22 protein-coding genes, 3 tRNA genes and 2 pseudogenes are annotated in these 24,259 nt (G+C 52.8%); 14 read left to right on the top strand and 13 right to left on the bottom strand.

Going from position 1 to position 24,259, the window contains the following annotated elements; all coding sequences use genetic code 11:
* The first annotated feature begins 64 nt into the window (after positions 1 to 64).
* Both glnD and dapD read left to right on the top strand, forming a co-directional pair.
* Positions 65 to 2,740: a bifunctional uridylyltransferase/uridylyl-removing protein GlnD gene (gene glnD, locus DQM29_RS03425; protein WP_111739318.1), complete on the top strand. Its 2,676-nt coding sequence runs from the start codon at positions 65 to 67 to the stop codon at positions 2,738 to 2,740.
* A 57-nt stretch (positions 2,741 to 2,797) separates the two neighbouring features.
* Positions 2,798 to 3,622, top strand: coding sequence for a 2,3,4,5-tetrahydropyridine-2,6-dicarboxylate N-succinyltransferase (gene dapD / locus DQM29_RS03420; RefSeq protein ID WP_111739317.1), 825 nt, complete (start codon positions 2,798 to 2,800; stop codon positions 3,620 to 3,622).
* Positions 3,623 to 3,729: 107 nt separating this feature from the next.
* On the opposite strand, the gene DQM29_RS03415 is transcribed toward dapD, so the two are convergent.
* Positions 3,730 to 4,314, bottom strand: a complete 585-nt coding sequence (locus DQM29_RS03415) for an SMI1/KNR4 family protein (protein ID WP_111739316.1) — start codon at positions 4,312 to 4,314, stop codon at positions 3,730 to 3,732.
* 145 nt (positions 4,315 to 4,459) lie between these two features.
* Between DQM29_RS03415 and DQM29_RS03410 the strand changes: the two genes are divergently transcribed.
* A complete protein-coding gene (locus DQM29_RS03410) occupies positions 4,460 to 4,855 on the top strand; it encodes a DUF3461 family protein (protein ID WP_111739315.1) in 396 nt (131 codons plus the stop codon).
* 50 nt (positions 4,856 to 4,905) lie between these two features.
* Here DQM29_RS03410 and DQM29_RS03405 read toward each other — a convergent pair whose 3' ends face one another.
* The 5 genes and pseudogenes from DQM29_RS03405 to syd all read right to left on the bottom strand — a co-directional run bounded on the left by DQM29_RS03405 (position 4,906) and on the right by syd (position 8,949).
* On the bottom strand, positions 4,906 to 5,802 hold the full coding sequence (locus tag DQM29_RS03405; protein WP_111739314.1) for a transporter: 897 nt from the start codon (positions 5,800 to 5,802) through the stop codon (positions 4,906 to 4,908).
* Positions 5,803 to 6,072: 270 nt separating this feature from the next.
* A complete protein-coding gene (locus tag DQM29_RS03400) occupies positions 6,073 to 6,522 on the bottom strand; it encodes a flavodoxin (RefSeq protein WP_111739313.1) in 450 nt (149 codons plus the stop codon).
* A 12-nt stretch (positions 6,523 to 6,534) separates the two neighbouring features.
* A complete protein-coding gene (gene truC / locus DQM29_RS03395; RefSeq protein WP_111739312.1) occupies positions 6,535 to 7,335 on the bottom strand; it encodes a tRNA pseudouridine(65) synthase TruC in 801 nt (266 codons plus the stop codon).
* Positions 7,335 to 7,664: a YqcC family protein gene (locus DQM29_RS03390; protein ID WP_111739311.1), complete on the bottom strand. Its 330-nt coding sequence runs from the start codon at positions 7,662 to 7,664 to the stop codon at positions 7,335 to 7,337. Before DQM29_RS03390 ends, truC begins: the two co-directional genes overlap by 1 nt.
* A gap of 738 nt (positions 7,665 to 8,402) precedes the next feature.
* A pseudogene (gene syd / locus DQM29_RS03385) lies at positions 8,403 to 8,949 on the bottom strand (SecY-interacting protein).
* Positions 8,950 to 9,036: 87 nt separating this feature from the next.
* On the opposite strand from syd, the gene queF reads away from it, so the two are divergent.
* The 3 genes from queF to xni all read left to right on the top strand — a co-directional run bounded on the left by queF (position 9,037) and on the right by xni (position 12,353).
* Positions 9,037 to 9,894 carry an NADPH-dependent 7-cyano-7-deazaguanine reductase QueF gene (gene queF, locus DQM29_RS03380; RefSeq protein WP_111739310.1) on the top strand — a complete coding sequence of 286 codons (858 nt, stop codon included), beginning with the start codon at positions 9,037 to 9,039 and terminating at the stop codon, positions 9,892 to 9,894.
* A 254-nt stretch (positions 9,895 to 10,148) separates the two neighbouring features.
* Positions 10,149 to 11,516 (top strand): nucleotide 5'-monophosphate nucleosidase PpnN, encoded by a 1,368-nt coding sequence (gene ppnN / locus DQM29_RS03375; protein WP_111739309.1) that lies wholly within the window; start codon positions 10,149 to 10,151, stop codon positions 11,514 to 11,516.
* Between the two features lie 54 nt (positions 11,517 to 11,570).
* On the top strand, positions 11,571 to 12,353 hold the full coding sequence (xni, locus tag DQM29_RS03370; RefSeq protein WP_111739308.1) for a flap endonuclease Xni: 783 nt from the start codon (positions 11,571 to 11,573) through the stop codon (positions 12,351 to 12,353).
* On the opposite strand, the gene rlmM is transcribed toward xni, so the two are convergent.
* The 4 genes and pseudogenes from rlmM to DQM29_RS03350 all read right to left on the bottom strand — a co-directional run bounded on the left by rlmM (position 12,316) and on the right by DQM29_RS03350 (position 15,420).
* Positions 12,316 to 13,428 (bottom strand): 23S rRNA (cytidine(2498)-2'-O)-methyltransferase RlmM, encoded by a 1,113-nt coding sequence (rlmM, locus tag DQM29_RS03365; RefSeq protein ID WP_111739307.1) that lies wholly within the window; start codon positions 13,426 to 13,428, stop codon positions 12,316 to 12,318. The two genes, xni and rlmM, sit on opposite strands and share 38 nt — an antisense overlap.
* Positions 13,425 to 13,811: a DUF423 domain-containing protein gene (locus DQM29_RS03360; protein WP_111739306.1), complete on the bottom strand. Its 387-nt coding sequence runs from the start codon at positions 13,809 to 13,811 to the stop codon at positions 13,425 to 13,427. The genes rlmM and DQM29_RS03360 overlap by 4 nt, the downstream gene beginning before the upstream one ends.
* Before the next feature lie 79 nt (positions 13,812 to 13,890).
* Positions 13,891 to 14,813 (bottom strand): annotated as a pseudogene (locus DQM29_RS03355) (transcriptional regulator GcvA).
* 382 nt (positions 14,814 to 15,195) lie between these two features.
* The gene (locus tag DQM29_RS03350; RefSeq protein ID WP_111739305.1) at positions 15,196 to 15,420 is read right to left on the bottom strand and encodes a YgdI/YgdR family lipoprotein; all 225 of its coding nucleotides are present in this window, start codon (positions 15,418 to 15,420) and stop codon (positions 15,196 to 15,198) included.
* Between the two features lie 203 nt (positions 15,421 to 15,623).
* Here DQM29_RS03350 and csdA point away from each other — a divergent pair, with 203 nt between their 5' ends.
* Both csdA and csdE read left to right on the top strand, forming a co-directional pair.
* Positions 15,624 to 16,826, top strand: coding sequence for a cysteine desulfurase CsdA (csdA, locus tag DQM29_RS03345; protein WP_111739304.1), 1,203 nt, complete (start codon positions 15,624 to 15,626; stop codon positions 16,824 to 16,826).
* 2 nt (positions 16,827 to 16,828) lie between these two features.
* A complete protein-coding gene (gene csdE, locus DQM29_RS03340) occupies positions 16,829 to 17,266 on the top strand; it encodes a cysteine desulfurase sulfur acceptor subunit CsdE (RefSeq protein WP_111739303.1) in 438 nt (145 codons plus the stop codon).
* Positions 17,267 to 17,303: 37 nt separating this feature from the next.
* Here csdE and tcdA read toward each other — a convergent pair whose 3' ends face one another.
* Positions 17,304 to 18,119: a tRNA cyclic N6-threonylcarbamoyladenosine(37) synthase TcdA gene (tcdA, locus tag DQM29_RS03335; RefSeq protein ID WP_111739302.1), complete on the bottom strand. Its 816-nt coding sequence runs from the start codon at positions 18,117 to 18,119 to the stop codon at positions 17,304 to 17,306.
* A 34-nt stretch (positions 18,120 to 18,153) separates the two neighbouring features.
* A complete protein-coding gene (gene mltA / locus DQM29_RS03330) occupies positions 18,154 to 19,275 on the bottom strand; it encodes a murein transglycosylase A (protein WP_111739301.1) in 1,122 nt (373 codons plus the stop codon).
* A gap of 206 nt (positions 19,276 to 19,481) precedes the next feature.
* Here mltA and DQM29_RS03325 point away from each other — a divergent pair.
* From DQM29_RS03325 to DQM29_RS03310, 4 genes are all read left to right on the top strand, one after another.
* Positions 19,482 to 19,558: transfer RNA gene (locus tag DQM29_RS03325), tRNA-Met, on the top strand.
* Positions 19,559 to 19,593: 35 nt separating this feature from the next.
* Positions 19,594 to 19,670, top strand: a tRNA-Met gene (locus DQM29_RS03320).
* A 36-nt stretch (positions 19,671 to 19,706) separates the two neighbouring features.
* Positions 19,707 to 19,783: transfer RNA gene (locus DQM29_RS03315), tRNA-Met, on the top strand.
* A 98-nt stretch (positions 19,784 to 19,881) separates the two neighbouring features.
* A complete protein-coding gene (locus DQM29_RS03310) occupies positions 19,882 to 20,223 on the top strand; it encodes a DHCW motif cupin fold protein (RefSeq protein WP_111739300.1) in 342 nt (113 codons plus the stop codon).
* Between the two features lie 4 nt (positions 20,224 to 20,227).
* Here the strand turns inward: DQM29_RS03310 and amiC are convergent, their stop codons facing one another.
* The gene (gene amiC / locus DQM29_RS03305; protein WP_111739299.1) at positions 20,228 to 21,469 is read right to left on the bottom strand and encodes an N-acetylmuramoyl-L-alanine amidase AmiC; all 1,242 of its coding nucleotides are present in this window, start codon (positions 21,467 to 21,469) and stop codon (positions 20,228 to 20,230) included.
* Between the two features lie 298 nt (positions 21,470 to 21,767).
* On the opposite strand from amiC, the gene argA reads away from it, so the two are divergent.
* Together argA and DQM29_RS03295 are read left to right on the top strand one after the other, a co-directional pair.
* On the top strand, positions 21,768 to 23,093 hold the full coding sequence (argA, locus tag DQM29_RS03300; RefSeq protein ID WP_111739298.1) for an amino-acid N-acetyltransferase: 1,326 nt from the start codon (positions 21,768 to 21,770) through the stop codon (positions 23,091 to 23,093).
* Positions 23,094 to 23,260: 167 nt separating this feature from the next.
* On the top strand, positions 23,261 to 24,241 hold the full coding sequence (locus DQM29_RS03295) for a siderophore ABC transporter substrate-binding protein (RefSeq protein ID WP_111739297.1): 981 nt from the start codon (positions 23,261 to 23,263) through the stop codon (positions 24,239 to 24,241).
* Positions 24,242 to 24,259 lie beyond the last annotated feature (18 nt).

The following is a 24,259-nucleotide window of genomic DNA, read 5'->3' as shown; positions in this document are numbered from 1 at the left end:
CCCTCATTTACAGGTAGCTTAAGTCAAGATCCGTTTTGCATTTAGCCCAAAGGTAACTGCCGCCATGTCAGAAAGCGTCTTGCTCAAAAAGCCCTGCGATCCCGCCTGCTTTAGTCAGGACGAGCTTACTTTACCTTTTCTCAAGCAGGCGCTAGATGACTTCCAGCTTTGGCTGCGTCAGGCGTTTGAGGCGGGATACGATATTGAAGAGCTGCTAAAAGCCCGGTCAGACTACGTTGACCATCTGCTACAGCGGCTTTGGATAGCGCACGGCTTTATGGCGGCCTCTTCCAAGGGATTTTCTAACCGCAGCGGGCTGGCGCTGATCGCCGTTGGTGGCTATGGGCGAGGAGAGCTTCACCCCCTGTCGGATATCGACATTCTTGTACTAAGCGATGCCCCACTTGACGAAGAACAGTCTCAAAAAGTGGGGGAAATCATCACGCTGCTCTGGGATCTGAAGCTTGAAGTCGGCCACAGCGTCAGAAGCCTTGCCCAGTGTCTGGAAGAGTGCATCGCCGACTTGACCGTCGCCACCAACCTGATTGAATCCCGGCTGATTTGCGGCGACGTGGCGCTGTTTTTAACGCTGCAAAAGCACATTTTTAGCCAGGAAATATGGCCTTCGGAAACCTTCTTCCACGCCAAGTGTGAAGAACAGGAAGAACGCCATTGTCGCTACCACGGCACCAGCTACAACCTTGAGCCGGATATTAAAGCCGGCCCGGGCGGCCTGCGCGACATTCACACTTTGCTGTGGGTTGCCCGACGCCACTTTGGCGCAACGTCGCTGGAAGAGATGGTCAGCTTCGGCTTTTTAACGCCTGCAGAATGCGCCGAACTGGACGAATGCCAGACGTTTCTGTGGCGCATTCGCTTTGCGTTACACCTGACGCTTAGCCGCTATGACAACCGTCTGCTGTTCGATCGTCAGCTTAGCGTCGCTACGCTTTTAGGCTATCTTGGTGATGGCAATCAGCCCATCGAACGCATGATGAAGGACTATTTCCGCGTCACGCGCCGCGTCGCTGAACTCAACCACATGCTGCTTCAGCTGTTTGATGAAGCCATTCTGGCGCTGTCACCAACGGATAAGCCGCAGATTCTAAACGAACGCTTCCAGCTTCGCGGCCAGCTTATCGACCTTAGGGATCCCAACCTGTTTATTGAACAGCCGGAAACCATCATCGGCCTGTTCTATCAGCTCGCGATTAATCCTGAAATTAAAGGGATCTATTCAACAACTCTGCGCCATCTGCGCTACGCCCGTCGCCACTTAAAGAAGCCTCTGAGTCAGTTGCCTGAGGCTCGCCAGATATTTATGGCCATTCTGCGACACCCCGGCGCAATCAGACGCGCAATAGTACCAATGCATCGCCACAGCGTGCTGGCTGCCTATGTGCCCGAGTGGAGCAACATTGTTGGTCAAATGCAGTTCGACCTGTTCCACGTTTATACCGTTGACGAGCACACGATCCGCGTGCTGCTAAAGCTGGAGAGCTTTGCCGATGAGCAAACGCGTCAGGCACATCCTCTGTGCGTAGAACTCTATCCGAAACTGCAAAAACAGTCGCTGTTGCTGATGGCTGCCCTGTTTCACGATATCGCTAAAGGACGAGGTGGCGACCACTCCGAACTCGGCGCAGAAGACGCCAAAGCCTTTGCACAGCTGCACGATCTTAACGCCAACGAAGCTGCACTGGTAAGCTGGCTGGTCAAACAGCACCTTTTAATGTCGGTGACCGCTCAACGACGCGACATTCAGGATCCTGAAGTGATCCAGCAGTTTGCCGCCGAAGTAAAAAGTGAAACCCGGCTGCACTACCTTATCTGCCTGACCGTCGCCGATATCTGCGCCACCAACGAGCCGCTGTGGAACAGCTGGAAACAAAGCCTGCTGAGGGAGCTTTATTTCGCCACCGAGCGACAGCTAAAGCGCGGTATGCACTATCGGCCTGACCTTCGGGAACGCGTGCGCCACAACAAAACGCAGGCGCTGGCGCTGCTGCGTAGAGAAAATATTGACGAGACAGCGCTGCACCCGTTGTGGAACCGCTGCCGAGCTGACTACTTCCTGCGCCACACGCCCGCACAGCTGGCCTGGCACGCCCGCCATCTGATAGCGCATCAGGGCGATGGCCCCATGGTGTTAATAAGCCCGCTGCCCAATCGAGGCGGCACTGAAATCTTTATCTACAGTTCGGATCGCCCCTACCTGTTTGCCACAGCAGCAGGCGAGCTGGACAGAAGAAACCTCAGCATTCACGACGCGCAAATCTTTACCAATCGCGACCGTATGGCCATGGACAGCTTTATCGTGCTGGAACCCAACGGAAAGCCGCTGTCAGTGGATCGCCATGCCGAAATTCGAGAGGGGCTAAAAAGAGCGCTCGTTCAGCCGGTTTACGAGCGCCCTAAACCCCGACCGCTATCGTCGAAGCTGCGCCACTTTAACGTCCCCACTCACGTTAACTTTCTTCGCGGTCAGAGCGATCGCCGTACCTATATGGAGCTGACGGCGCTGGATCGCCCCGGTTTGCTGGCTCGCGTGGGAGAAGCGTTTGCCGATCTCGGGCTGTCGCTGCACAGTGCCCGCATCTCTACTATCGGCGAGCGTGTAGAAGACCTCTTCGTTCTCACAAACGCCGAGCGAACGGCATTATCTGCTGAAATATGCGAAGTTTTGAAACAAAGGTTGACAGAAACCCTGAGTCCAACGGATAAATATGGCCCCAACTAGGCTATTCACGCCGAAGATGGGGACGTTTCTTTTAAACTCACGACATCAGGAAACAAGATGCAACAGTTACAATCCGTGATTGAAAGCGCCTTCGAGCGCCGCGCAGACATCACTCCCACCAGCGCTGACGTAGCGCTTCGCGAAGCGGTCAACGCCACCATCGCCAAGCTTGATTCAGGCGAGCTGCGGGTTGCCGAAAAGATTAACGGCGTGTGGGTCACACACCAGTGGCTAAAGAAAGCCGTTCTGCTCTCCTTCCGCATTAACGACAACATCGTTATCGACGGCGCAGAAAGCCGCTATTACGACAAAGTACCAATGAAGTTCGCTGACTACGACGCCGCCCGCTTCCAGCGTGAAGGCTTCCGCGTAGTACCTCCCGCCAGCGTGCGTCAGGGCGCATTTATCGCCCGCAACACCGTGTTAATGCCCTCTTATGTCAACATCGGCGCCTACGTTGATGAAGGCACGATGGTGGACACTTGGGCCACCGTTGGCTCATGCGCGCAAATCGGTAAAAACGTTCACCTTTCCGGCGGCGTTGGCATCGGCGGCGTGCTGGAACCGCTACAGGCCAATCCAACTATCATCGAAGACAACTGCTTTATCGGCGCGCGTTCTGAAGTGGTAGAAGGGGTGATCGTTGAAGAAGGCTCTGTGATCTCTATGGGCGTTTACATAGGTCAAAGCACCCGTATTTACGATCGCGAAACCGGGGAAGTTCACTACGGTCGCGTTCCTGCGGGCTCCGTCGTCGTATCTGGCAACCTGCCGTCTAAAGACGGTACCTACAGCCTGTACTGCGCGGTGATCGTCAAGAAAGTTGACGCCAAAACCCGCGGCAAGGTAGGAATCAACGAGCTGCTTCGCACCATTGATTAATCCTTCCTGACGATTCGCTGCCACTCTGTGGCATTCACGATGTTCCGGCCGTTCCCGGCCGGGAGATCTGGCCTATACGCCTCCCTGTTCTATACAACTCTCGCCTTTCACAACACCAGCTCACACCAAAAAGCGACAGGCTTCGGCTCGTTAGCGGGATGAAACGCCCCCGGTAGCGTAAAACCAAACTCCGCAGCAAAATAGGACGCCAGATCGTTGCCGTAATAAATAATGTCCGTCTGATAAACAGAAAACACCGGATTCCCCGCCTCGCAGGGCGTATCGGGCAGGTAGCGGTGAGAATAGAGAGGTATAAGCCTTGGCGCATCGGCCACCAGGCGTTCAACGCGCGCTTTGCGTTCGGAAAACACGGCAGGCCTCGATCCCCAGCTATCCAGCCAGTAGTCATTGTGCTTGATATCAAAAAGGATCCCTTCCAGAGGAGCCGCCATCCGCTCCGCGATCTGGCGTCGAGCCTTTTTAGAGCCCATAGCAGCCCGCCAGTCTACAAACCCTGAGGATATCGGCAAAGCCTGCTGTAATAGCGCTTTAAGGTCGGGAGGGAACTGAAAGCCAAAGACGCATTCAACCTCGCCAGCTTCCGCATCACTCAGGCCAATGGCAAAGCTCACGCCTTGAGCGTTAAGCGCTTCGATTAATAGACTGGCTTCTTTTTCATATCGACACGACATGCTTTTTCCTCATCACGCGACGCGCTTCACGTTGCGACACTTTTCAATGCGATTTCGAACTGCACCACAAACGCGACTGCGCTCTCCTTGCTATAATAGTAAGCGGTATTTCATCGGCATAACAACAAATCAGGAAGGTGCTTTTATGTACGATAATCTCGTCAGCCTTGGGATTAGTAATCCGGAGCAGATCGATCGCTACAGCCTACGCCAGGAAGCGAGCAACGACATTCTCAAGATCTACTTTCGCAAAGAGAAAGGGGAATTTTTCGCCAAAAGCGTTAAGTTCAAATTTCCTCGGCAGAGAAAGACTATTCTGGCGAATCCGGGAGCGGAAAAATCCTATAAAGAGGTACATGAGATAAGCCCTAACCTCCGCTACGTTATCGAGGAGCTCGATAACGTTTGCCGCGGCGAACAGCTGGAGGTCGATCTGAAGCAGAAGATCCTCTCCGACCTCCGCCACCTTGAGCAGGTCGTTACCCACAAGATTGCAGAAATCGAAGCCGATCTGGAAAAGCTGACGTCAAAAACCAAATGAGAACGCTCGCCTTTCAGGCCGCTATCAGCCTGAAAGGACGACTCTCTCCACTACCAGGTTTTACCTATTTTAAACTCCCAGCGAACGTTTTCCATTTTGGCTGGGCCGTCCGCCTCCTGTAAAACAGGGAAAAACGCGCCGGCGCCAACCCACATATTCAACGGTGAAATAGCCAGATTAACGGAAGGGCCAACTACCCACTCTGTCGTGCCTGCATGGTTATTAAACGTGCGTGAACCAACGCGCTTATCGCCGGACTCGGTTTTTGAATAGGCGCTTTCAATGCCAACGTCAACCTGTGGATCGACGAACATATAGCGCACCTGAGCGTTCCACTGGTACTCATTGCCGCGCTTGACGTTCTGATTGCCTCGTTCAAACGGCCCCTGAGCGATAAAGTCCATATCGCCTTTCCACTGCGGCGTAAAAAACTTTGTCAGGCTGATAGAAGCACGGCCACCCCAAGCTTCGTTACCCGGCAGGTGATTATCGCCACTTTGCCCGGTCGGCAACAGCGCGGCAGCACCAAAGGACAGCCAAAGTGGATCCCCCTGTCTTTCGCTCAGTATGGCATAGGTAAAACCCAGTGACTGATCTCCCATCCCCTCAATGTGTTCAGGGTTCATTCCGTCCCTTTTGTTGTTGATATAAGAGCCGACTGTAGATATTTCAAAACGGTCAGTTAACCCATAGCGCACTTTTAACAGCCAGATTTGCGAAAAGACATCCGGGCTCCCCTCCCCTTTTATCTGATCGGTTTTATCGCGAAAGGAGGCATTCACCGCCGTCAGCAGCATGCCGTTAGGCAGCACTGAACCGCCTGAAATCGCCGTATTAACGGGAGCTCCCAAAAGAGGGCTTGGCTTTTCCGGTGCTGCCACGGCAGAAAAAGAAACGGCACTAGCCGCAACGCCTGCCAAAAAGACTGCCCTTACTCCGTTTTTCATCATTATTCTCCTGAGCGCTTCTCATCACTTGACAAAAAGAACGAATAAACACACATTATCAATGTGTTGCATTCAATATTCTGTACCGAAGTCACCATACGCCGGCTCCAAAAGAAATAGAATGTTACATATTGAAATTATTTTTAAAGAGTGAGCAGGCTCTCATCTTCCAGTCAGAAAGTCGGCAAGTTTCACGAGTGATTCAGTGATGACAGGTATAAAAAAACCCACGCTAGCGAACCGGCGTGGGCTTAAAACAGGAGAAAAGCGCTAGTTGACGAGGCTTGACCAGCTGCGGATCCAAGGCTCAGCGAAGGATTCCGGCTCAGAAACGTCACTGCTGTCGATAAGCAGCATCTCGCCTACGCGCTGTGCCTGCTGCTCTTGCAGCAGAGCGTCAAACTTTTTACCCGCGCCGCTGAAGTTCTCATAGTTGCTGTCCCCCAGCGCGATGATGCCATAGCGCAGAGAAGGCTGATGCCCGAGGCTGTCTTTAATGTCATAAAACAGCGGTTCTATTGTGTCCGGCAGGTCTCCCTGCCCCGTCGTTGAGGTCACGACTAAAACACAGTCGTGCTCATAGCGCTGCCACTCTTCTAGCGTGCCTTCATCAAACACTGTCGCCTCATGGCCTGCTTCCTGTAACAAAGCCTGTGCCTTTTCAGCCACCATTTGGGCATTGCCGTATACGGTTCCAACAAAAATACCGATCTTGGTCATCGCACACTCTCTTTATTTATCATTCATCATCGGTTGATCGATGGGATTATCCTGAGTCATTGGGGAAACAATTTCAACCCCATGAGCTTTAGGGCATTCTTCCATCCAGCCAAACGACTTCATCAGATTCTGCCACGTCGGATCCCAAGGAGCAGAAATCAGCAGCGGTTGGCCAGTGACCGGGTGATTCAACGCCAAGTGACTAGCATGCAACATCAGCCGCGGGCAGTTAAAGTGGCTTGCAACGGCGCGATTATGGCGAAGATCGCCGTAAGAGCTGTCGCCAACGATTGGGTGAGAAATATGGCTCATGTGGCGACGCAGCTGGTGCTTACGCCCGGTTTCAGGCCGCAGCTCTAGCAGGCTGTAGCGCGCCGTCGAGTATGGCCCAACGGCGACAGGTACCTCCGCCTGCGCCAGGCCGCTGTAGTGGCTTACGGCTGACTGTGCCTCTTTATCCCGAGTCGCAAACTTATCGGCAATTTTATCCAGCTGCTCCACCAGCGCGTAATCTATCGTTCCGCTGCCTTCTACATAGCCGCGCACAACCGCGTGATACACCTTGTGTATTCGATGATGTTCAAACTGCTGTGCCAGCATACGCGCCACGTCGCTGGAAAGCGCCATCAGCAAAACGCCTGACGTCGGCCTGTCGAGGCGGTGGACGGTAAAAACATGTTGGCCGATCTGGTCGCGAACGGTCTGCATAACAACCACGGTTTCATGCCTGTCCAGCCAGCTTCGGTGCACTAGCCAGCCCGAAGGCTTGTTGACCGCAACCAGATGCTCATCCTGATAAAGAATTTCCAGCACTAGTCGCCGCCTGCGCTAAGGGCGCGGTCAATATGTGTTAACACGTCCAGTAAAGGCCGAAGCGCTTCCTGGCTCTCGCTGAAAGCCTCTTCATAATAAGGTGCGATAGCGATACGTGTTGGTAAGGGCTGATGGCTTTCTAATATCGCCCGCATGCGGGGAACAAACACCCACTGCAGCCATTCCTGCGGCGACATCGTATCAATACAAAAAGGCTCTACGCTGTCAAAAGACGACAGAGCGGGAGGGCATTCAGACCATAATCCGTTTTGCCGCATTAATCGTTCCACGTCAGACAGCCACTGCCAGACCTGATTTTCTAAATTCATGACGCTCTCTTGCTGCAAAAGGCGAACATTGAGACAAATTGCCTCAAGTCACAGAGGGGCTAATCATACCACGAGCGAGATTTGGTCGCGAAAAAGGCATAAAAAGAGAGCCCACTGTGAATACACAGTGGGCTCGGTTCGTTTTATAGCAATCCAGCTACTTGGTTACTTCCCTGTTCAATCCCTGAAAACTTTTCCCTGTGGCCTTCCTGACCGACCTTCCTTTGAAACAGCAGCTCAATCCCGAGTTGCCTTTGCATCATCCTGATGCGTTCCCTAAGTGTCGTCCTGACCCCTTACGCTCCGGTAAGTACTCGCTCTCCGTCCTGGAGGTGTCCTGGATTTCATCCTTAAACTGTCCCGCCATCTTCCTGATGGCGATCCTAATCTTCCTGAAAGTGTCCTTTTGCTTTATCCTAAAGCTCGTATCGTCCTGATACGTTCCTTTGTTCCAAGCATCCTTTCGATGGACATAGAATCGCCCAATTCCCTTAGTCTCACAATAGACTCACAGAGTCGACGTTTTAAAAAAGAGCAAGAAAATGGACCCGAAATTCACCTAATTACATGATAAATAATAATTTATCAAAAAAGGTTCGTATAGTAATGAATGAAATGTCTCACAGGGTTTGTAGGATATGTCTCACACGGGACATGTCATTCCTTGTAAGACTATCGTCCCTTATTTAATCCAATGGCTCGCATTTTCCCGTAAAAACCAGCGCTAAGCCCCTCGGTCTAGGGGAGCAATACGGGCTCAAGCTGCTCCAGAAACGATTCAAGAGACGCTGCCAGCGTTTCTCTTTTCTGTGTCCCGAAGTGCTCCAAAACCACTTCACCGGAGAGATTACATAACGACACCATGTCCATTTCCGAGTCCGTTGTGGCAATAAACAGCGTTGGCGACAGCTTGAGCCGACGCTGGGTAACCAAATGACCAATCAGGTTTTCCTGAAGGCGGATAAAGTCCTCATCGCTCCACACCTGAATCAGAGAAAGCTCAAGCTCCCCCCATTCTGGCGGTCATGTCCCCGGCAAACTGGTGAGTAAAATAGGCACAGGCCTCTTCTCTAAGAGAGATATCCAGCGCCCGCTCTACGTTGGCTAACGAAGCCTCTGCATCAAAGGGCTGCGGCAGCCAAAACACTCGCTCTTCTCGAGTAGAAACAATACAGGGAGAGGCAACACCGTACAGCTCGGCACTGGCGGGTTCGTGCCCTTTCTCACGCTGCCAGAGTGAAACAAAGGAAGAGGTAAACTGGGTTAAGGCGGCCTGAACTGTCATGGTTTTCCTAAGATTACGTTACACTAGGGGGAAAATATAAAGGCATTATACCCCATCAACCCGAAAGTTCAGCGACAGGAGAAAAGCATGACCCATCATTATCAGGATAATCAGGCCCTGTCGGAGCTGACGCTGGGAAAGGAAACCCGCTATATCGACCGCTACGACGCCGCGCTGTTGCAGCCAGTTCCCCGCAGCCTGAATCGAGAGCCTCTTGGGCTGAAGCAGGGAAGTCTACCCTTTACGGGCGCAGACATCTGGACGCTCTACGAGCTGTCATGGCTTAATGCCGGAGGTGTTCCGCAAGTGGCGGTAGGAGAAGTTCGCGTCAATGCCGACAGCCAAAATCTGATCGAATCCAAAAGCTTTAAGCTTTACCTAAACAGTTTCAACCAGACCCGCTTTGACAGCTGGAGAGACATTGAGTACACCCTACGCCGAGATCTTTCCGGCTGTGCGCAGGGTGACGTCGACGTTCGTCTATTTACGCTCTCTGAGCTGGAAAATACCCCCGTCGGCACTCTGAGCGGCGAGTGTATTGACGGACAGGACATCACAATTAACGATTACGACTTCAACGAGCGCCTGCTGGAAAACGCCGTTAAGCCGGGGTCAACCGAAACAGTCGAAGAGACGCTGGTCAGCCACGTACTCAAATCCAACTGCCTGATTACCCACCAGCCAGACTGGGGATCACTGCAAATTCACTACTGCGGCCCCAAGATCGATCGTGAAGCGCTGCTGCGCTATATCGTGTCGTTTCGCCACCACAACGAGTTTCACGAGCAGTGTGTAGAGCGCATCTTTCACGATATTCAGCGCTACTGCCACCCAAAAGCGTTGACTGTCTACGCTCGCTACACTCGCCGGGGCGGCTTGGATATTAATCCGTACCGAACAAATCAGCCCTTTACGCCTTCAACGTTGAGGCTAGCAAGGCAGTAATGAACGAGCATTTTTCGCGATATCTCACAGCCTTTATGTAAATACCAGTAAAAGGGCAAGATTCTCGTGAGTCATGCCCATAACATCAGTAAAGTAGTTTGAATAAGGCAATAAACGATATTATTGTCATTTTCATTATAAATTTGGTTTTTATTGGTTCATAAGGCCATAGGTTTATTAGGCCAGTGATTCGTAAGACCGATGATTCATAAGACACTGATTCGTAATATCTTAGAAACGTTAAGGATATAAGCTTGATTACGCACATTAGCCCCCCACTAGGTTCCATGGACCTACTGTCGCAAATTGAAGTCGACACGCTGAAAAAAACCGCCAGCAGTAATCTGTATCATCTGTTTCGCAACTGTTCACTGGCCGTGCTGAACGCCGGCAGCCAGACCGACAACAGCAAAGAGCTGCTGGAGCGCTACAAATCATTTGATATCAATATCCTGCGTCGAGAGCGCGGCATTAAGCTTGAGCTAATCAATCCGCCGGAAGAAGCTTTTGTAGACGGTCGACTGATCCACTCGATTCAGTCCAATCTGTTTGCCGTTCTGCGCGACATTCTGTTTGTCCACGGCCAGATCACTCAGGCCTACAGGCACCATCGTCTGGACCCCGACAGCAGCGTTCACTTGACCAACCTGGTGTTCGCCATTCTGCGCAACGCCCGCGCTCTGCACGTTGGTGAGGAGCCAAATATGGTGGTCTGCTGGGGCGGTCACTCCATTAACGAAACTGAGTATCTTTATGCCCGTAAAGTAGGCAATCAGCTGGGCCTGCGCAAAATGAACATCTGCACCGGCTGCGGGCCCGGCGCCATGGAAGCCCCAATGAAGGGTGCTGCCGTAGGCCACGCTCAGCAGGGGTATAAAGAAAGCCGCTTTATCGGCATGACAGAGCCGTCAATCATTGCCGCTGAGCCGCCTAACCCTCTGGTGAACGAACTGGTCATCATGCCAGATATCGAAAAGCGTCTGGAATCCTTTGTTCGCCTGGCTCACGGTATTGTGATTTTCCCCGGCGGCGTAGGTACAGCGGAAGAGCTGCTCTACCTACTCGGTATCTTGATGAATCCGGAAAACAAAGATCAGGTGCTCCCTCTGGTGCTGAGTGGGCCAAAAGAGAGCGCGGACTATTTCCACGTGTTAGACAACTTTATCCTCAACACACTGGGCGAGCAGGCACGCAAGTACTACACCATCGTCATTGACGATCCGGAAGAAGTGGCGCGTATCATGAAGCACGGTATGGCTGCGGTGAAAGAGTGCCGTAAAACTAACGGTGATGCCTATAGCTTTAACTGGTCGCTTAAAATTGCGCCAGACCTCCAGCACCCGTTTGATCCGACACACGAAAATATGGCCAACCTGAACCTGTATCCTAATCAGCCGCCAGAGCAGCTGGCAGCGGCTCTGCGCCGAGCGTTTTCCGGCATTGTTGCGGGTAACGTCAAAGATGTAGGCATTCAGGCTATTGAGCAGTACGGTCGCTATAAGATCCACGGAGATCCGCAGATGATGCGCCATATGGATACCCTGCTTCAGGGCTTCGTCGCACAGCACCGCATGAAGCTACCAGGAACGGCCTACACGCCGTGCTATGAGATCTGCGCCTGAGTTCACCGCTAACTGCCGCTGGCTTAGGCTGCCAGCGGCTGCGAGGATACCCCTGTGCCCATTCATCTTCTGATTGTTGACGCGTTAAACCTGATACGGCGGATCCACGCTGTTCAGGGTTCTCCCTGCGGGCACTCTTGCGTTCGTGCCCTTGAACAGCTTGTTCAACATGCAAACCCTACGCACGCAGTTGCCGTTTTCGACGATGAGGAAAGAAAACAGAGCTGGCGGCATCGCCTCTACCCCGACTACAAGTCAGGAAGGGTCGCCATGCCGGAATCTCTCAGCGAGGAATTAGGAAGCATCGAACAGGCCTTCGTTCAGGCTGGCGTTACCTGCTGGCGCTCCGAAGGGGACGAAGCAGACGACGTCGCTGCCACACTCGCCTATCGCATCAGCAAGCAGGGCCATCAGGTCACTCTGGTCTCAACGGACAAGGGCTACTGTCAGCTGCTAGCACCCACGCTGCGCATTCGGGACTACTTTCAAAAGCGCTGGCTGGACGTGCCTTTTATCGAACGGGAGTTCGGCGTCTCTCCTGCACAGCTGGTCGACTTTTGGGGACTGACGGGAATTAGCAGCAGTAAAATTCCCGGCGTAGTGGGGATCGGCCCCAAAGCCGCCGCTGCAATACTTGCCCAGTTTGGTTCTCTGGAAGAAGCCTATCGGAGAATTGAAGAGGTGCCGCAGAAGTGGCGCGGCAAGCTTGAAGCGCAAAAAGAGCAGGCTTTTCTCTGTCGCGAGCTGGCTACCCTAAAACGGGACGTTCCGCTTCGGGGTAACCTTCAGGATCTGCGCTTTAGCGGCGCTCACGCTCATCCCGGCGACCGGGAATAGCGCTCCACATCCGGCGAACGTGTACCGTGACCTCTTCACGATCGTGGTACAGCTGCCTTGCCTGAATCTGAGCGCTAATGCCGTGTTCTTTTAGGCGCTTATCGATTCCTTCCAAGCACTGGCTGACTTCTTCATAGCGCTTTTTCATCGGCAGCTTCAGGTTGAATATAGCTTCGCGGCACCAGCCGTTAATCAGCCAGTCAGCCATCAGCATTGCAACGCGCCAGGGTTTCTCCACCATATCGCACACCACCCAGTAGTTGGTAGTGACGTGCGTCGGCTGGAAGTGGAAACCGTCTTCCTTACGGTGAGTCACCTGCCCGGTATCCATCAGGCTTTGCGCCATGGGTCCGTTATCGACGGCTTCAATCATCATGCTGCGCTGAACCAGCTGGTAAGTCCATCCACCCGGGCTAGCCCCGAGATCGACCGCTCTCATGCCGCTAGCCAGTCGCTCTTCCCACTCGTCAGCAGCAATAAAGATGTGAAACGCCTCTTCCAGCTTGAGCGTCGAGCGGCTGGGAGCCTCTGCGGGAAACTTCAGCCGAGGAATACCCATAAAGAAAGGGGAGTTGTTGTTACTGTAAGAGTAGCCAACGTAACAGCAGCCGCTGGCGATAAAAAACACGTGAACAACAGGGCGCTGGTGGCTCTCCCTGTTCAGCATCACGCCAGCGTCTCGCAGCGCCTGACGCAGCGGTACGGTGAGCTTACGGCAAAACTTGAGCAGTTCCTTACCTTCGTTGGTATCGGGAACTTCGACCCGCAGCTCTCCGGCTCTTTCGACAACGCCCTGAATCATGCCGACAATAGGCGACACCCGATCTTCCGGCGGCAGATCTTTTAGCAGATCGCCAACCACCAGCATTTGACGGGCAAAAATAAGGGAGGTAAAGGGAAGCTCGCGGATCAGTCGCTCGGCATCATCGTGCTGGTAGCACTCAAAAATAACGTATCCACAGCCGTCCTTAACTCGCGGAAATCCGTAAATGCCCAAGCGCGTAGAGCGATCGGCAATCTCGGCAGCACACTCTTTCTCAAAGCCGGGACGGCAGTACAAAGCAATCTTATTCACGCAGACGCCCTCTTAAAGCGGCAGGCTCCTACGAGCAACAGTGCCCAGCCAGCCAGGAAGAAAAAGCCGCCCAGCGGCGTAATGTAGGGCCAAATTTTCGTTGAGGTCAGCGCCAGCCAATAGAGGCTGCCGCTGAAAAATACGGTACCGATCGCCATCATTGCCGCGCTGCGGCGAAGCCAGACGCACTCTTTAACCCCTTGGGCAATGCCTAAGGCTAAAATAGCCAGCGTATGAATAGCCTGATACTCAAGGCCAGTTTTCAACCACGCCATCTGTCTGGCATCAAGGATCTTACTCAGGCCGTGGGCGCCAAATGCGCCTAAAGAAACAAAAATAAAACCGCTGACGGCGGCAAAAATCAAAATCCAGCGCCCTTTCATGCGTCCCGTCCCCTGTTTATAAAAATTCGTGAGATTCTACCGACAAACGGTGACATAAATCACCTCTTCATTCCCACGTTTAGCGAATTGACTCGTCATAGCTTAAACGCACGCTTTTCTGCTCTTCGCTTGCCACGGCTAGAATCCACTCGCGAAAAGAGGCTATTTTTCCCAGATCCGCCTGGCTTTCATGGCACACCAGATAAAAAGCGTTCTTGCTGGCCAGCACTTGATTAAACGGGCAGACCAAGCGGCCAGACTCAATCTCCGCCTGTGCCAGCATGTTATTCACTAGCGCGACGCCCTGCCCGTGTACCGCAGCCTGTACGACCATCGCCGTATGGCTGAAAATCGGCCCCTGCTGCACGTTGATGTTCGACATGCCAAGCTGACGGATATAGGCCTGCCAGTCGCGCCGTGAAGCATCGTGCAACAGCGTGTGATGCCCCAGCATTTCGGGAGACGTCAGCCGGTTTTCGCCCAGCATCAGAGACGGCGCACAGACAGGAATAAGGTATTCTGCATACAGCGGCTCAACGTGCAGGCCGCTCCAGTTGCCGCGCCCGTAAAAAATAGACACGTCTACGTCATCAGACATTTTCCACTCGTCGCGATCCACCGCCTGAACCCGCACGTCGATTCCCGGATAGCGGCTGTGAAATCCGTTCAGACGCGGTACCAGCCACTGAATGGCAAAGCTGGTGGGCAAGCTGACCGTGAGGGCCCCTTTCGCGCTGCGAGCCTGTAGTTTTCGGGTCGCCTCATTCAGCGACGCAAAAATTTCTTTTATATCTAAATAGTAGCTTTGCCCGGCTTCAGTCAGCAAAAGAGAACGGTTACGACGGCGAAAAAGCTTTAGCCCGAGGAAGTCTTCCAACGATTTTATCTGGTGGCTAACGGCAGCCTGCGTTACGAACAGCTCCTCTGCAGCCCTAGTAAAGCTAGGTTTCTTGCCGCTGAGTCAAACACGCGCAGCGCGTTAAGAGGGGGTAATCGTTTCATATCATCAGCATCGTTTTGTATCCCTACACCGCTCGGTGAGGAGAAGAGGCCTATTTGCCAGTATATACATTAGTTTTTCTAATGCGATGCATTATAAATTGTCCGTTGTGGATACGCCAGCAAATACCTATAGTGAGCGCACTTCCTGAGCCGGAACGAAAATGTGTTTTTGAACGAAAGCGCATTTTGGCTTTGTGGTTGTGATGTTGTGTTTGCTAATTGCCTGACAGGTGTTGGGCACGGTCGTTAGCTTCCTACCCCATAGGATTAGCGATTAATTCTGAACATTTACCCTATTTATCATAGTCTTTATGTAGCACCGCTCTGGCGGTGCTTTTTTTTATGTCCTCATACCGCTATTTCCACATTTTGCGCAGAAAAATCAGTACGGCTGCTTAACGTACTCTTTGATTTCGCTCTGGGGAACCTGCTTTTCTCCGTCAAAACGGGTATCAAAGGTCACAATTCCGGTGCTTTCGTCCAGCGAAGGCTTACCAACGGCAATCACTTTTGTACCGTCCTGCATCGTAACTTCATAGTGGCTGGAACAGCCGGCGACGCCCAGCGCTAACAGCAGCGCCACACAGGATAAAACTTTACGCTTCATACACTCTTCCTTTTGGTTAAACGGGCCGTCGCCCCTAACATCTACAGCAATCTTTATTCTATCGTCTCAACTATCTTCTGAACAACGCGTAATCGCAAACAAATTAAGTAGCAATCTGTGCTGCGCTCGCCGCCTTCACGGGTTACAATCCCTTCGCTTTCACTTATTAAAACTCGGCTCTGTAAGCATTGTAGAACATTCTCATGACGCCATTTGACCCCATATCGTTTCGCCAGCAGTTTCCTGCCCTAAGGGAAAACGCCTGCTATCTCGACAGCGCGGCCACCGCGCTTAAGCCAAACGCGGTCATCGACGCGCAGTGTGACTACTACCGCAATAACGGGGCTACAGTGCATCGAAGCGCTCACCCCGCCGCCCGCAGAGCAACTGAACTGTATGAAGTGGCTCGCGCTCGCGCTGCGGCCCTCATCCACGCACCGCACGATGAAAACGTTATCTGGACCAAAGGCGCCACAGAGTCGTTCAATCTGGTCGCTCAAAGCTATGCTCGCCCTCGCCTACAGCCGGGAGACGAAATTCTTGTTACAGAAGCCGAACATCACGCCAATCTGATCCCGTGGCTAATGGTTGCCGCACAAACCGGTGCAAGAGTGGTGAAGCTTCCTCTCGATGCACATTACCAGCCAGACCTGACAACGCTGCCGGAGCGGCTAAACGAGCGCACCCGCATTCTGGCGATTAGCCAAATGTCCAATGTGACAGGGGGATGCCCCAATCTGGAGCTGGCGATTTCGCTAGCCCACGCCAACGGCACGGCTGTCGTCGTTGACGGCGCACAGGGCGTTATCCATTCGCCTCTCAATGTTCAGCGCCTTGACATTGACTTCTATGCTTTTTCAGCCCACAAGCTCTACGGCCCAACCGGCATCGGCGTTCTGTACGGCAAGGCCAGCTTGCTTGATGAAATGGCGCCCTGGCAGGGCGGCGGTAAAATGCTTAGCCACGCCGACTTTAGCGACTTTACACCCTTGAACTCCCCCAGCAGATTTGAAGCAGGAACCCCCAACGTTGCCGGCGTTATCGGCACTGGCGCCGCGCTAGCCTGGCTTACCGAACAGGACACTGAAGCGGCAGAGCGCTACGCTCGCAGCCTCTCACGTCTGGCGCGGGAAAAGCTGTCAACCCTACCCGGCTTTATAAGCTACAGCGTTCCCGACAGCTGCCTGCTGTCGTTCAATATTCACGGTTTTCATCACGCCGATCTGGCAACGCTGCTGTCAGAACAGGGCATTGCCGTTCGCGCGGGGCAGCACTGTGCCCAGCCCCTGCTGGACGCTATCGGCGTCAGCGGCACAGTGCGCGCTTCGTTTGCCCCTTACAACAGCCCGGAAGACGTTGAGCGCCTTTATCAGTCATTAATTTATGCGATGGAAATTCTGGAGTGACCATGCCGTCATCACATCCGTTTGGCTCTGACATTGACTCAGAGGCGCTACGCACTCTGTTTGCGAGCTGCTCATCGTGGGAAGAGCGCTACCGCCAGCTGATCCTCCTGGCGAAAAAGCTGCCAGCGCTGCCCGATGCGCTAAAGCAGCAGCGTTTAGAGCTGAAAGGCTGTGAAAACAGAGTCTGGCTGGGGCATCAGCGACATGAAGACGGCACTATACACTTTTACGGCGACAGTGATGGGCGCATCGTTAAAGGCATTCTGGCCGTTCTGTTGACGCAAATAGAGGGGAAGACGCCAAAACAGATCCTCGAGATGGATCTGATGGATCTATTTAACGAACTGGGAATATATGCCCAGCTCAGCGCGTCTCGTTCTCAGGGATTAGATTCGCTGGTTAGTGCCGTTAAACGTGCGGCGCAAAGCAGTCTGGAATAAGTCATCTGGAATTCTGGGATAGAGAAAGAGAACGGCTTTATTTTCCGTCAGCCATTCTTTGGGCTTTCGCCAGCATCTTTTTAAGCGCGTGAGACACGGCGATAAAGCCAAACGACGCCGTCACCATCGTTATCGCGCCAAAACCAGATGCACAGTCCATACGCTTCGGGCCTTCTGCACTAGCCTTTACGGCGCACACGCTGCCGTCCGCCTGAGGATACATCAGCTGTTCGGTGGAAAATACGCAGTCGATACCCAGTTTGCCTTTTCCGTTCTTCACGACGCTAAAATCACTTTTCAGCCGCTCGCGCAGCTTGGCCGCCAGCGGATCCTGAATAGTTTTCGCCAAATCGACTACCTGAATCTGCGTCGGATCGATTTGCCCTCCGGCTCCGCCGGTTGTCACAACGGGGATCTTGTAACGACGACAGTAGGCAAGCAGGGCTGCCTTAGGCCGCACGCTATCAATGGCGTCAATCACGTAGTCATACCCTGCGCTAAGGTATTCCGCCACGTTATCGACAGTAATAAAATCGTCAATATAGGTCACTTTACATTCGGGGTTGATCTGGCGGATCCTGTCGGCCATCACTTCCCCCTTTGGCTGGCCTACCGTTGTACCCAGCGCGTGGATCTGACGGTTAACGTTGGTCACGCACACGTCGTCCATATCAATTAGCGTGATTTGACCAATCCCGCTTCTTGCCAGCGCTTCTGCCGCCCAGGAACCCACCCCACCGATGCCGATAACGCAAACGTGAGAACGGGAAAAAAGCGCCAGCGCGCTTTCTCCGTACAGGCGGGCAATACCGCTGAACCGTTGAAAATAGGCGTCAGAATACGCGGCGGACATAGCGACCTCATTCATCGATAGCAAAAACAGTAAACTACTTAGCGGCCGCTGGCGACGTCAGCGCGCTGGCGTCTTGTGGCGTACTCAGTACCCAAACTCGCCCGTAATGGTTGTAGTATCCCGCCCAGTGACCCGCCTCATCGCCAATGCCCTGATAGATATCAAAGTGGTGGCCTTTGATCGCTCCACCGACGTCCAGCGCTACCATCAGGCGCATTTCATATCTGCCGGTAAATTTGCCCTGATTGTCCAGCAGAGGCACTTCCGCCAGAATGGTGCTTCCCGCAGGCACCAGAGTTTTATCTGATGCAACGGACGCCTTAGCAATCAGCGGAACTGCGCTGGCACCCTTGACCGGTGCGGAATGGCGCGGCTTGAAGAAGACAAATGACGGGTTTTGTTCCAACAGCTCTCGAACCTCTGCTTCGCTGTGCTGCTCCGCCCAGCGCTTGATGGCCTGCATTGACATCTCTTCACGCGGCACTTCGTTTCTGTCGATCAGCACTTTACCAATACTGTAATAGCCGCGACCGTTTTTACCGGCGTAGGCAAAAAACACTAGCGGCGTACCGTCACCAAAGTCAACGTAGGCGCTGCCCTGAACTTCCATCATAAAGTTATCAACCAGCGAGTTGCTGTAGGCCAGTTCAAGCCCCAGTCCGTCTAGCGCACCACTGTAGATGCCAGCACGGTCAGGCAGGCGGCGCATCTTCTTGCTCTTTTTCGGCATGGCGTAAAGCGGGTACTTAAATTCCCCCTGCTTGGTATGCCGCGCGTGGATCACCGGCGTGTAGTAGCCGGTAAACTGCACGTTGCCATAGTTGTCTACGCCTTCCATCTGATAGGTGTCAATGCTGAACTGCTTGAGCTCCCCGCCTTCAGCATCGGCCGCCATCCACTGAAAAATGGCCTGATAGGTGTCTCGATACTTGGCGTACAGAGAGGGCGATGACTGACTGATCTCATACACCTGTTGAGCAAAGTCCTTGCCGTTGACCGGTTTGTTTTGAGCGTTAGGGTTATTGACCAGTTCGAAGGGGTGGGTCAACTTTCCGTCTTTATACTGCTGCCCTCGATCCGTTGGGCGCGACTCACAGCCCACCAGCAGCACAACAATTGCGCATCCAAGAAAGTACTTTGCCCATCGTCCGATCATTTTACCGTTCACCTTAATCTGCCGCTTTAAACTGTCATAAGGCGCACAGTATAAAGGAACAGCGCGACAAAATCAGTGCTTACGCGAGCAGTGAGAGAAATGATGAAACGTTAATCATCGGTAAATAAAAAACATCCTTTTTTGATGCAGAAGGGAAAAAACACTTGCAACCTGAGTCACAGAGAGTATTATGCGCCTCCTACGGACGCGGGGTGGAGCAGCCCGGTAGCTCGTCGGGCTCATAACCCGAAGGTCGTCAGTTCAAATCTGGCCCCCGCAACCAATACCGTAGCAGTAAAAGATTGAAATCGTCTCGGACGCGGGGTGGAGCAGCCCGGTAGCTCGTCGGGCTCATAACCCGAAGGTCGTCAGTTCAAATCTGGCCCCCGCAACCAATACTTTAGCAGTAAACGATTGAAAATCGCGTCGGACGCGGGGTGGAGCAGCCCGGTAGCTCGTCGGGCTCATAACCCGAAGGTCGTCAGTTCAAATCTGGCCCCCGCAACCATTTTTTTCTTCCTTTTTCTTTATTTTTCCTCCTATTTTTCTCCACAAACTTGACTACGCTTAACGTTATCGTTCCCCAACCTAACGGTGAGTTTGCCTATGCGCATGTCCCCCTTCTCTTTCTGTACTGTTGACTGGAACCTCGTCGAAAAAACCGAACATCCCGGTGAAACCGGTAAAGCCTATTGGCAAACCCAAACCTTTGGCGAAGCGGAAAATCTTATTCGCGTGCGTGCAGTGGAATATACGCCAGGCTATTTGGCAGATCACTGGTGTAAAAAAGGACACGTTTTACTGTGCCTCGAAGGTGAGCTTGAAACTGAACTGGAAGACGGCACCTGCGTCACGCTAACGCCAGGCATGAGCTATCAGGTTGGAGATAATGCTCAGGCACACCGCTCCCGAACGCTAACCGGCGCCCGCCTGTTTATTGTGGACTGAGCGGCTAGTATTTAATAGACGCGAAGTAGGTCTTAATGCCGGAGAAAATAGACTCTGCCAGCTGCTGCTGAAACGCCGCTGTGCGCAGTTTACGCTCTTCTTCCAGATTGGAAATAAAGGCGGTTTCAATCAGGATCGAAGGAATATCCGGCGATTTCAGCACCGCAAAACCTGCTTGTTCAACTTTATTCTTGTGCAGCTTGTTGATGCGCCCCATCCGGCCGAGCACTTCTTTACCAAACGTCAGGCTGCTGTTGATTGTCGCCGTTTGAACCAGATCGAAAATAGTGTGATCAAGATAGCGGTCGCCGCTTTTGCTTACCCCACCAATCTGGTCAGCCTCGTTCTGGGTTTGAGCCAGATACTGGGCCGCGCTACTGGTCGCGCCCTTGGTTGAAAGAGCAAAAACAGAGGACCCCCGCGCCGAGCGGTTAGTAAAGGCGTCCGCGTGAATGGAGATAAACAGATCTGCCCGCTGCGTACGCGCCTTTGCCACCCGAACCTTCAGCGGAATAAAGACGTCTTCATTGCGGGTCATATAGACCTTCATTCCCTTCTCTTTTTGGATCAGAGTACGAAGGCGACGGGCAATTTGCAGCACGATATCCTTTTCCCGCGTTCCGCGCTTGCCGATAGCGCCCGGATCTTCACCGCCGTGCCCCGGATCGAGCATGATCACCAGAGGCCTGTCCTTGCCAACCTTACCGGCCTGCGGTGCCTGAGCGGGCTGATCTTTTTCCAGCGCGCCCTGATTATACTCTTTCAGCAACGCCAGCAGCGGATCGTCAGGCTCTGAAGAGCCGCCGTTAGCCGGATACAAATCTACCACCAGACGGTTTTTAAACTCGGCGATAGGATTAAGGGTAAACAGGCTAGGATTGATGTTTTGCTTCAGTTCAAGCACCAGCCGAACCGTTTTAGTATCAAACTGCCCAACTCGCACCAGCTTTAAGTAGGGATCGCTCTGCTGCACCTGAGACGAAATGTTTTTCAGCACGCTGTTAAGCTGAACGCCCTCAATATCAATCACCAGGCGGTTAGGATTGGCGAGAGCAAACTGCTTATACTTTAGGGGAATGTTTGATTCCAACGTGATACGTGTATAGGTCGACGAAGGCCACACCCGCACGGCAACCACGGTAGCCATAGAAGCCGCCGCGCCGACGCCGCTAACGCTCAACAACCACGTCGCTGCGGCTCCCTGCAACAAACGGCGGCGTAAATAATTGGGCTCAGAGCTGGACATGATTCTCCGTTAAGTCAGGCAATACACGATAAGAACGAATAAAACTGGCGTAAAACTCTACCTAAGAGCGGCTTCGCTGTCACGCATAGGATGCGTGTTATCGGCCTTTTAGCCTCATGATTGCCCAAAACTCCTTGATACTTAGCACATATCGCTTAAACGTTATACAGATTTCATCTTCCTGCTTAGCACCTTCAACAGCGGCTAAAAGCGCACAGCGCTGAATATTCCACTTGCCTTACCGCTCAAAATAGAATAAAAATACAATAAAACCGAATTATTATGCAGAGGTCAAGTCATGAAGGAGCGCAGCACTGAACTGGTCGAAGGCTTTCGGCACTCCGTTCCCTATATCAATACGCACCGGGGAAAAACGTTCGTTATCATGCTGGGGGGTGAAGCCATTGAGCATGAAAACTTCTGCAACATTATTAATGACATCGGCCTGCTTCACAGCCTTGGCATTCATCTGGTCGTCGTTTACGGCGCTCGCCCGCAAATAGACGCTAGTCTGGCTCTGCACAACAAGCCTGCCGTCTATCATAAGCACACCCGCGTCACTGACGCCGAAGCGCTGGAGCTGGTTAAACAGGCAGCGGGTCGCCTACAGCTGGATATCACCGCTCGACTGTCAATGAGCCTTAACAATACGCCTCTACAGGGCGCACACATCAACGTCGTTAGCGGCAACTTCGTCATCTCTCAGCCTATGGGAGTCGATGACGGCGTCGACTACTGCCACAGCGGCCGCATCCGGCGCATTGACGAAGAGGCCATTCATACTCAGCTCAACAACGGCGCCATCGTGCTGCTTGGCCCCGTTGCCGTTTCTGTCACGGGTGAGAGCTTTAACCTGACGTCCGAGGAAGTCGCCACCCAACTGGCTATTAAGCTAAAAGCGGAAAAAATGATCGGCTTTTGCTCCTCTCAAGGGGTTGAGGATAAAGACGGGAAGATCGTTTCTGAACTGTTCCCCAACGATGCACAGACCAGCCTTGAATACCACGAAGCGCAGGGAGACTTTCAGTCCGGCACGGTGCGATTCCTGCGCGGCGCCATTAAGGCCTGCCGCAGCGGCGTGCGTCGCTGCCACCTGATCAGCTATCAGGAAAACGGCGCGCTGGTGCAGGAACTGTTTTCCCGGGACGGCATCGGTACTCAAATTGTCATGGAGAGCGCAGAACAGGTGCGGCGAGCGACGATCCACGACATCGGCGGCATTCTGGAACTCATTCGCCCTCTCGAGCAGCAGGGCATTCTGGTGCGTCGTTCAAGAGAGCAGCTTGAAATGGAGATCGACAAGTTCACTATTATCGAGCGGGACAACATGACGATCGCCTGTGCGGCACTCTACCCCTTTCAGGATGAAAAGATTGGCGAAATGGCCTGTGTCGCCGTTCATCCCGAATATCGCAGTTCGCTGAGAGGCGAAATACTGTTGGATAAAATCAGCGCACAGGCTCGCCTGATGGGGCTTGAGAAACTGTTTGTTCTCACCACTCACAGCATCCACTGGTTCCAGGAACGAGGGTTCCTGCCTGCGGATATCGATTCTCTACCGATGAAAAAACAGGCGCTGTACAACTATCAGCGCCGTTCAAAGATTCTAGTGACCCCTCTTTAGATAATCCCTCTTCGGCCGCGCTCATGCGCGGCCTGCATCCTATACTTTATCCGTAGCAATGAACCATTAAATGATAATAATATTCATTTACATTGATGTGCGAATTTGACTTCGATACACTGCACGCTTTCTGTTTCAACAGGTAACTCTATTTTTGAGGCTAACGGATGAAAAAGACTCTGCTGCTACTGGCACTCACTCTGGCATTTGGTACCCTGACAGGCTGTGACCCTAAAAAGGCGGAAACACCGCCTGCATCTCCTGTACACGCTCAAACGATCACCCCCGCAGAAGCTCCTACGCAAAACGAAAATGGAAAAGTCATTTCCCACGCACAGGGAACCGTGCAAGTTCATAAAATCCCGTCACGCATTGTCGTCTTCGACTTTGGCGCACTGGATACGATGGATGCTCTTAAGGTGGAAGGCGTCGTGGCGCTGCCGAAAAAAAACCTGCCCGGCTATCTGGCTGAATATGCTCAAGACAGCATTGCCAACGCGGGCGGCATGAAAAAACCGGACATGCAGACAATCACCGATTTAAAGCCTGACTTTATTATCATCAACGGACGTCAAAATACCGCCTATGAAGGGCTAAACGGCATTGCGCCAACGGCTAACCTAAGCCTGGACGCCAAACGCTATCTGGACAGCGTCAAGAAAAACGTTATGACCATCGGCCAGATATTTAACAAAGAGAAAGAGGCGGAAAACGGCTTAGCCATGCTGGACAAAAAAATAGCCGACCTGCGCGCCAGAACGGCAAAAGCCAATTTAAAAGCCATGGTACTGATCCACTATAACGGTAAGCTCTCTGCCTCTAATGCCAACGCCTATTCCGCTATTGTTCATCAGGTCGCCGGTTTCCGTCAGGCCGATGAAGGATTAACCGAAGGGCGTCAGGCTGCCACGCCTGAATATATTGTTGAGAAAACCCCCGACATCATTTTTATTATCGATCGCAATGAAGCCATTGGTGAGGGGAAAATCGACCGAAAACTGTTGGAAGATGACGAACAGGTTCGCCAGACCAATGCGTTTCGTAAAGGAAAAATTGTCTATCTTCAGCCGGACCTTTGGTATCTCTCCGGCGGCGGGCTTGAGAGCCTGAGCCTACAGCTGGATGAAGTCGGCAGTGCGATTCAATAAGCCTGAAGGAATGTAAAA

The sequence above is a fragment of the Leminorella richardii genome (genome assembly GCF_900478135.1).
Taxonomy (GTDB): domain Bacteria; phylum Pseudomonadota; class Gammaproteobacteria; order Enterobacterales; family Enterobacteriaceae; genus Leminorella; species Leminorella richardii.
This window is presented reverse-complemented; position numbering and strand designations above follow the sequence as displayed.

Bases quoted from the DNA above. Each gene is read 5' to 3' on its own strand.
- mltA (WP_111739301.1), bottom strand. From the start codon at position 19,275: ATGATCGGACGATGGGCAAAGTACTTTCTTGGATGCGCAATTGTTGTG.
- tcdA (WP_111739302.1), bottom strand. From the start codon at position 18,119: ATGTCCGCCGCGTATTCTGACGCCTATTTTCAACGGTTCAGCGGTATT.
- dapD (WP_111739317.1), top strand. From the start codon at position 2,798: ATGCAACAGTTACAATCCGTGATTGAAAGCGCCTTCGAGCGCCGCGCA.
- DQM29_RS03390 (WP_111739311.1), bottom strand. From the start codon at position 7,664: ATGAATTTAGAAAATCAGGTCTGGCAGTGGCTGTCTGACGTGGAACGA.
- queF (WP_111739310.1), top strand. From the start codon at position 9,037: ATGACCCATCATTATCAGGATAATCAGGCCCTGTCGGAGCTGACGCTG.
- DQM29_RS03310 (WP_111739300.1), top strand. From the start codon at position 19,882: ATGCGCATGTCCCCCTTCTCTTTCTGTACTGTTGACTGGAACCTCGTC.
- DQM29_RS03350 (WP_111739305.1), bottom strand. From the start codon at position 15,420: ATGAAGCGTAAAGTTTTATCCTGTGTGGCGCTGCTGTTAGCGCTGGGC.
- csdE (WP_111739303.1), top strand. From the start codon at position 16,829: ATGCCGTCATCACATCCGTTTGGCTCTGACATTGACTCAGAGGCGCTA.
- glnD (WP_111739318.1), top strand. From the start codon at position 65: ATGTCAGAAAGCGTCTTGCTCAAAAAGCCCTGCGATCCCGCCTGCTTT.
- DQM29_RS03410 (WP_111739315.1), top strand. From the start codon at position 4,460: ATGTACGATAATCTCGTCAGCCTTGGGATTAGTAATCCGGAGCAGATC.
- DQM29_RS03415 (WP_111739316.1), bottom strand. From the start codon at position 4,314: ATGTCGTGTCGATATGAAAAAGAAGCCAGTCTATTAATCGAAGCGCTT.
- amiC (WP_111739299.1), bottom strand. From the start codon at position 21,469: ATGTCCAGCTCTGAGCCCAATTATTTACGCCGCCGTTTGTTGCAGGGA.
- csdA (WP_111739304.1), top strand. From the start codon at position 15,624: ATGACGCCATTTGACCCCATATCGTTTCGCCAGCAGTTTCCTGCCCTA.
- DQM29_RS03360 (WP_111739306.1), bottom strand. From the start codon at position 13,811: ATGAAAGGGCGCTGGATTTTGATTTTTGCCGCCGTCAGCGGTTTTATT.
- DQM29_RS03405 (WP_111739314.1), bottom strand. From the start codon at position 5,802: ATGAAAAACGGAGTAAGGGCAGTCTTTTTGGCAGGCGTTGCGGCTAGT.
- argA (WP_111739298.1), top strand. From the start codon at position 21,768: ATGAAGGAGCGCAGCACTGAACTGGTCGAAGGCTTTCGGCACTCCGTT.
- DQM29_RS03295 (WP_111739297.1), top strand. From the start codon at position 23,261: ATGAAAAAGACTCTGCTGCTACTGGCACTCACTCTGGCATTTGGTACC.
- DQM29_RS03400 (WP_111739313.1), bottom strand. From the start codon at position 6,522: ATGACCAAGATCGGTATTTTTGTTGGAACCGTATACGGCAATGCCCAA.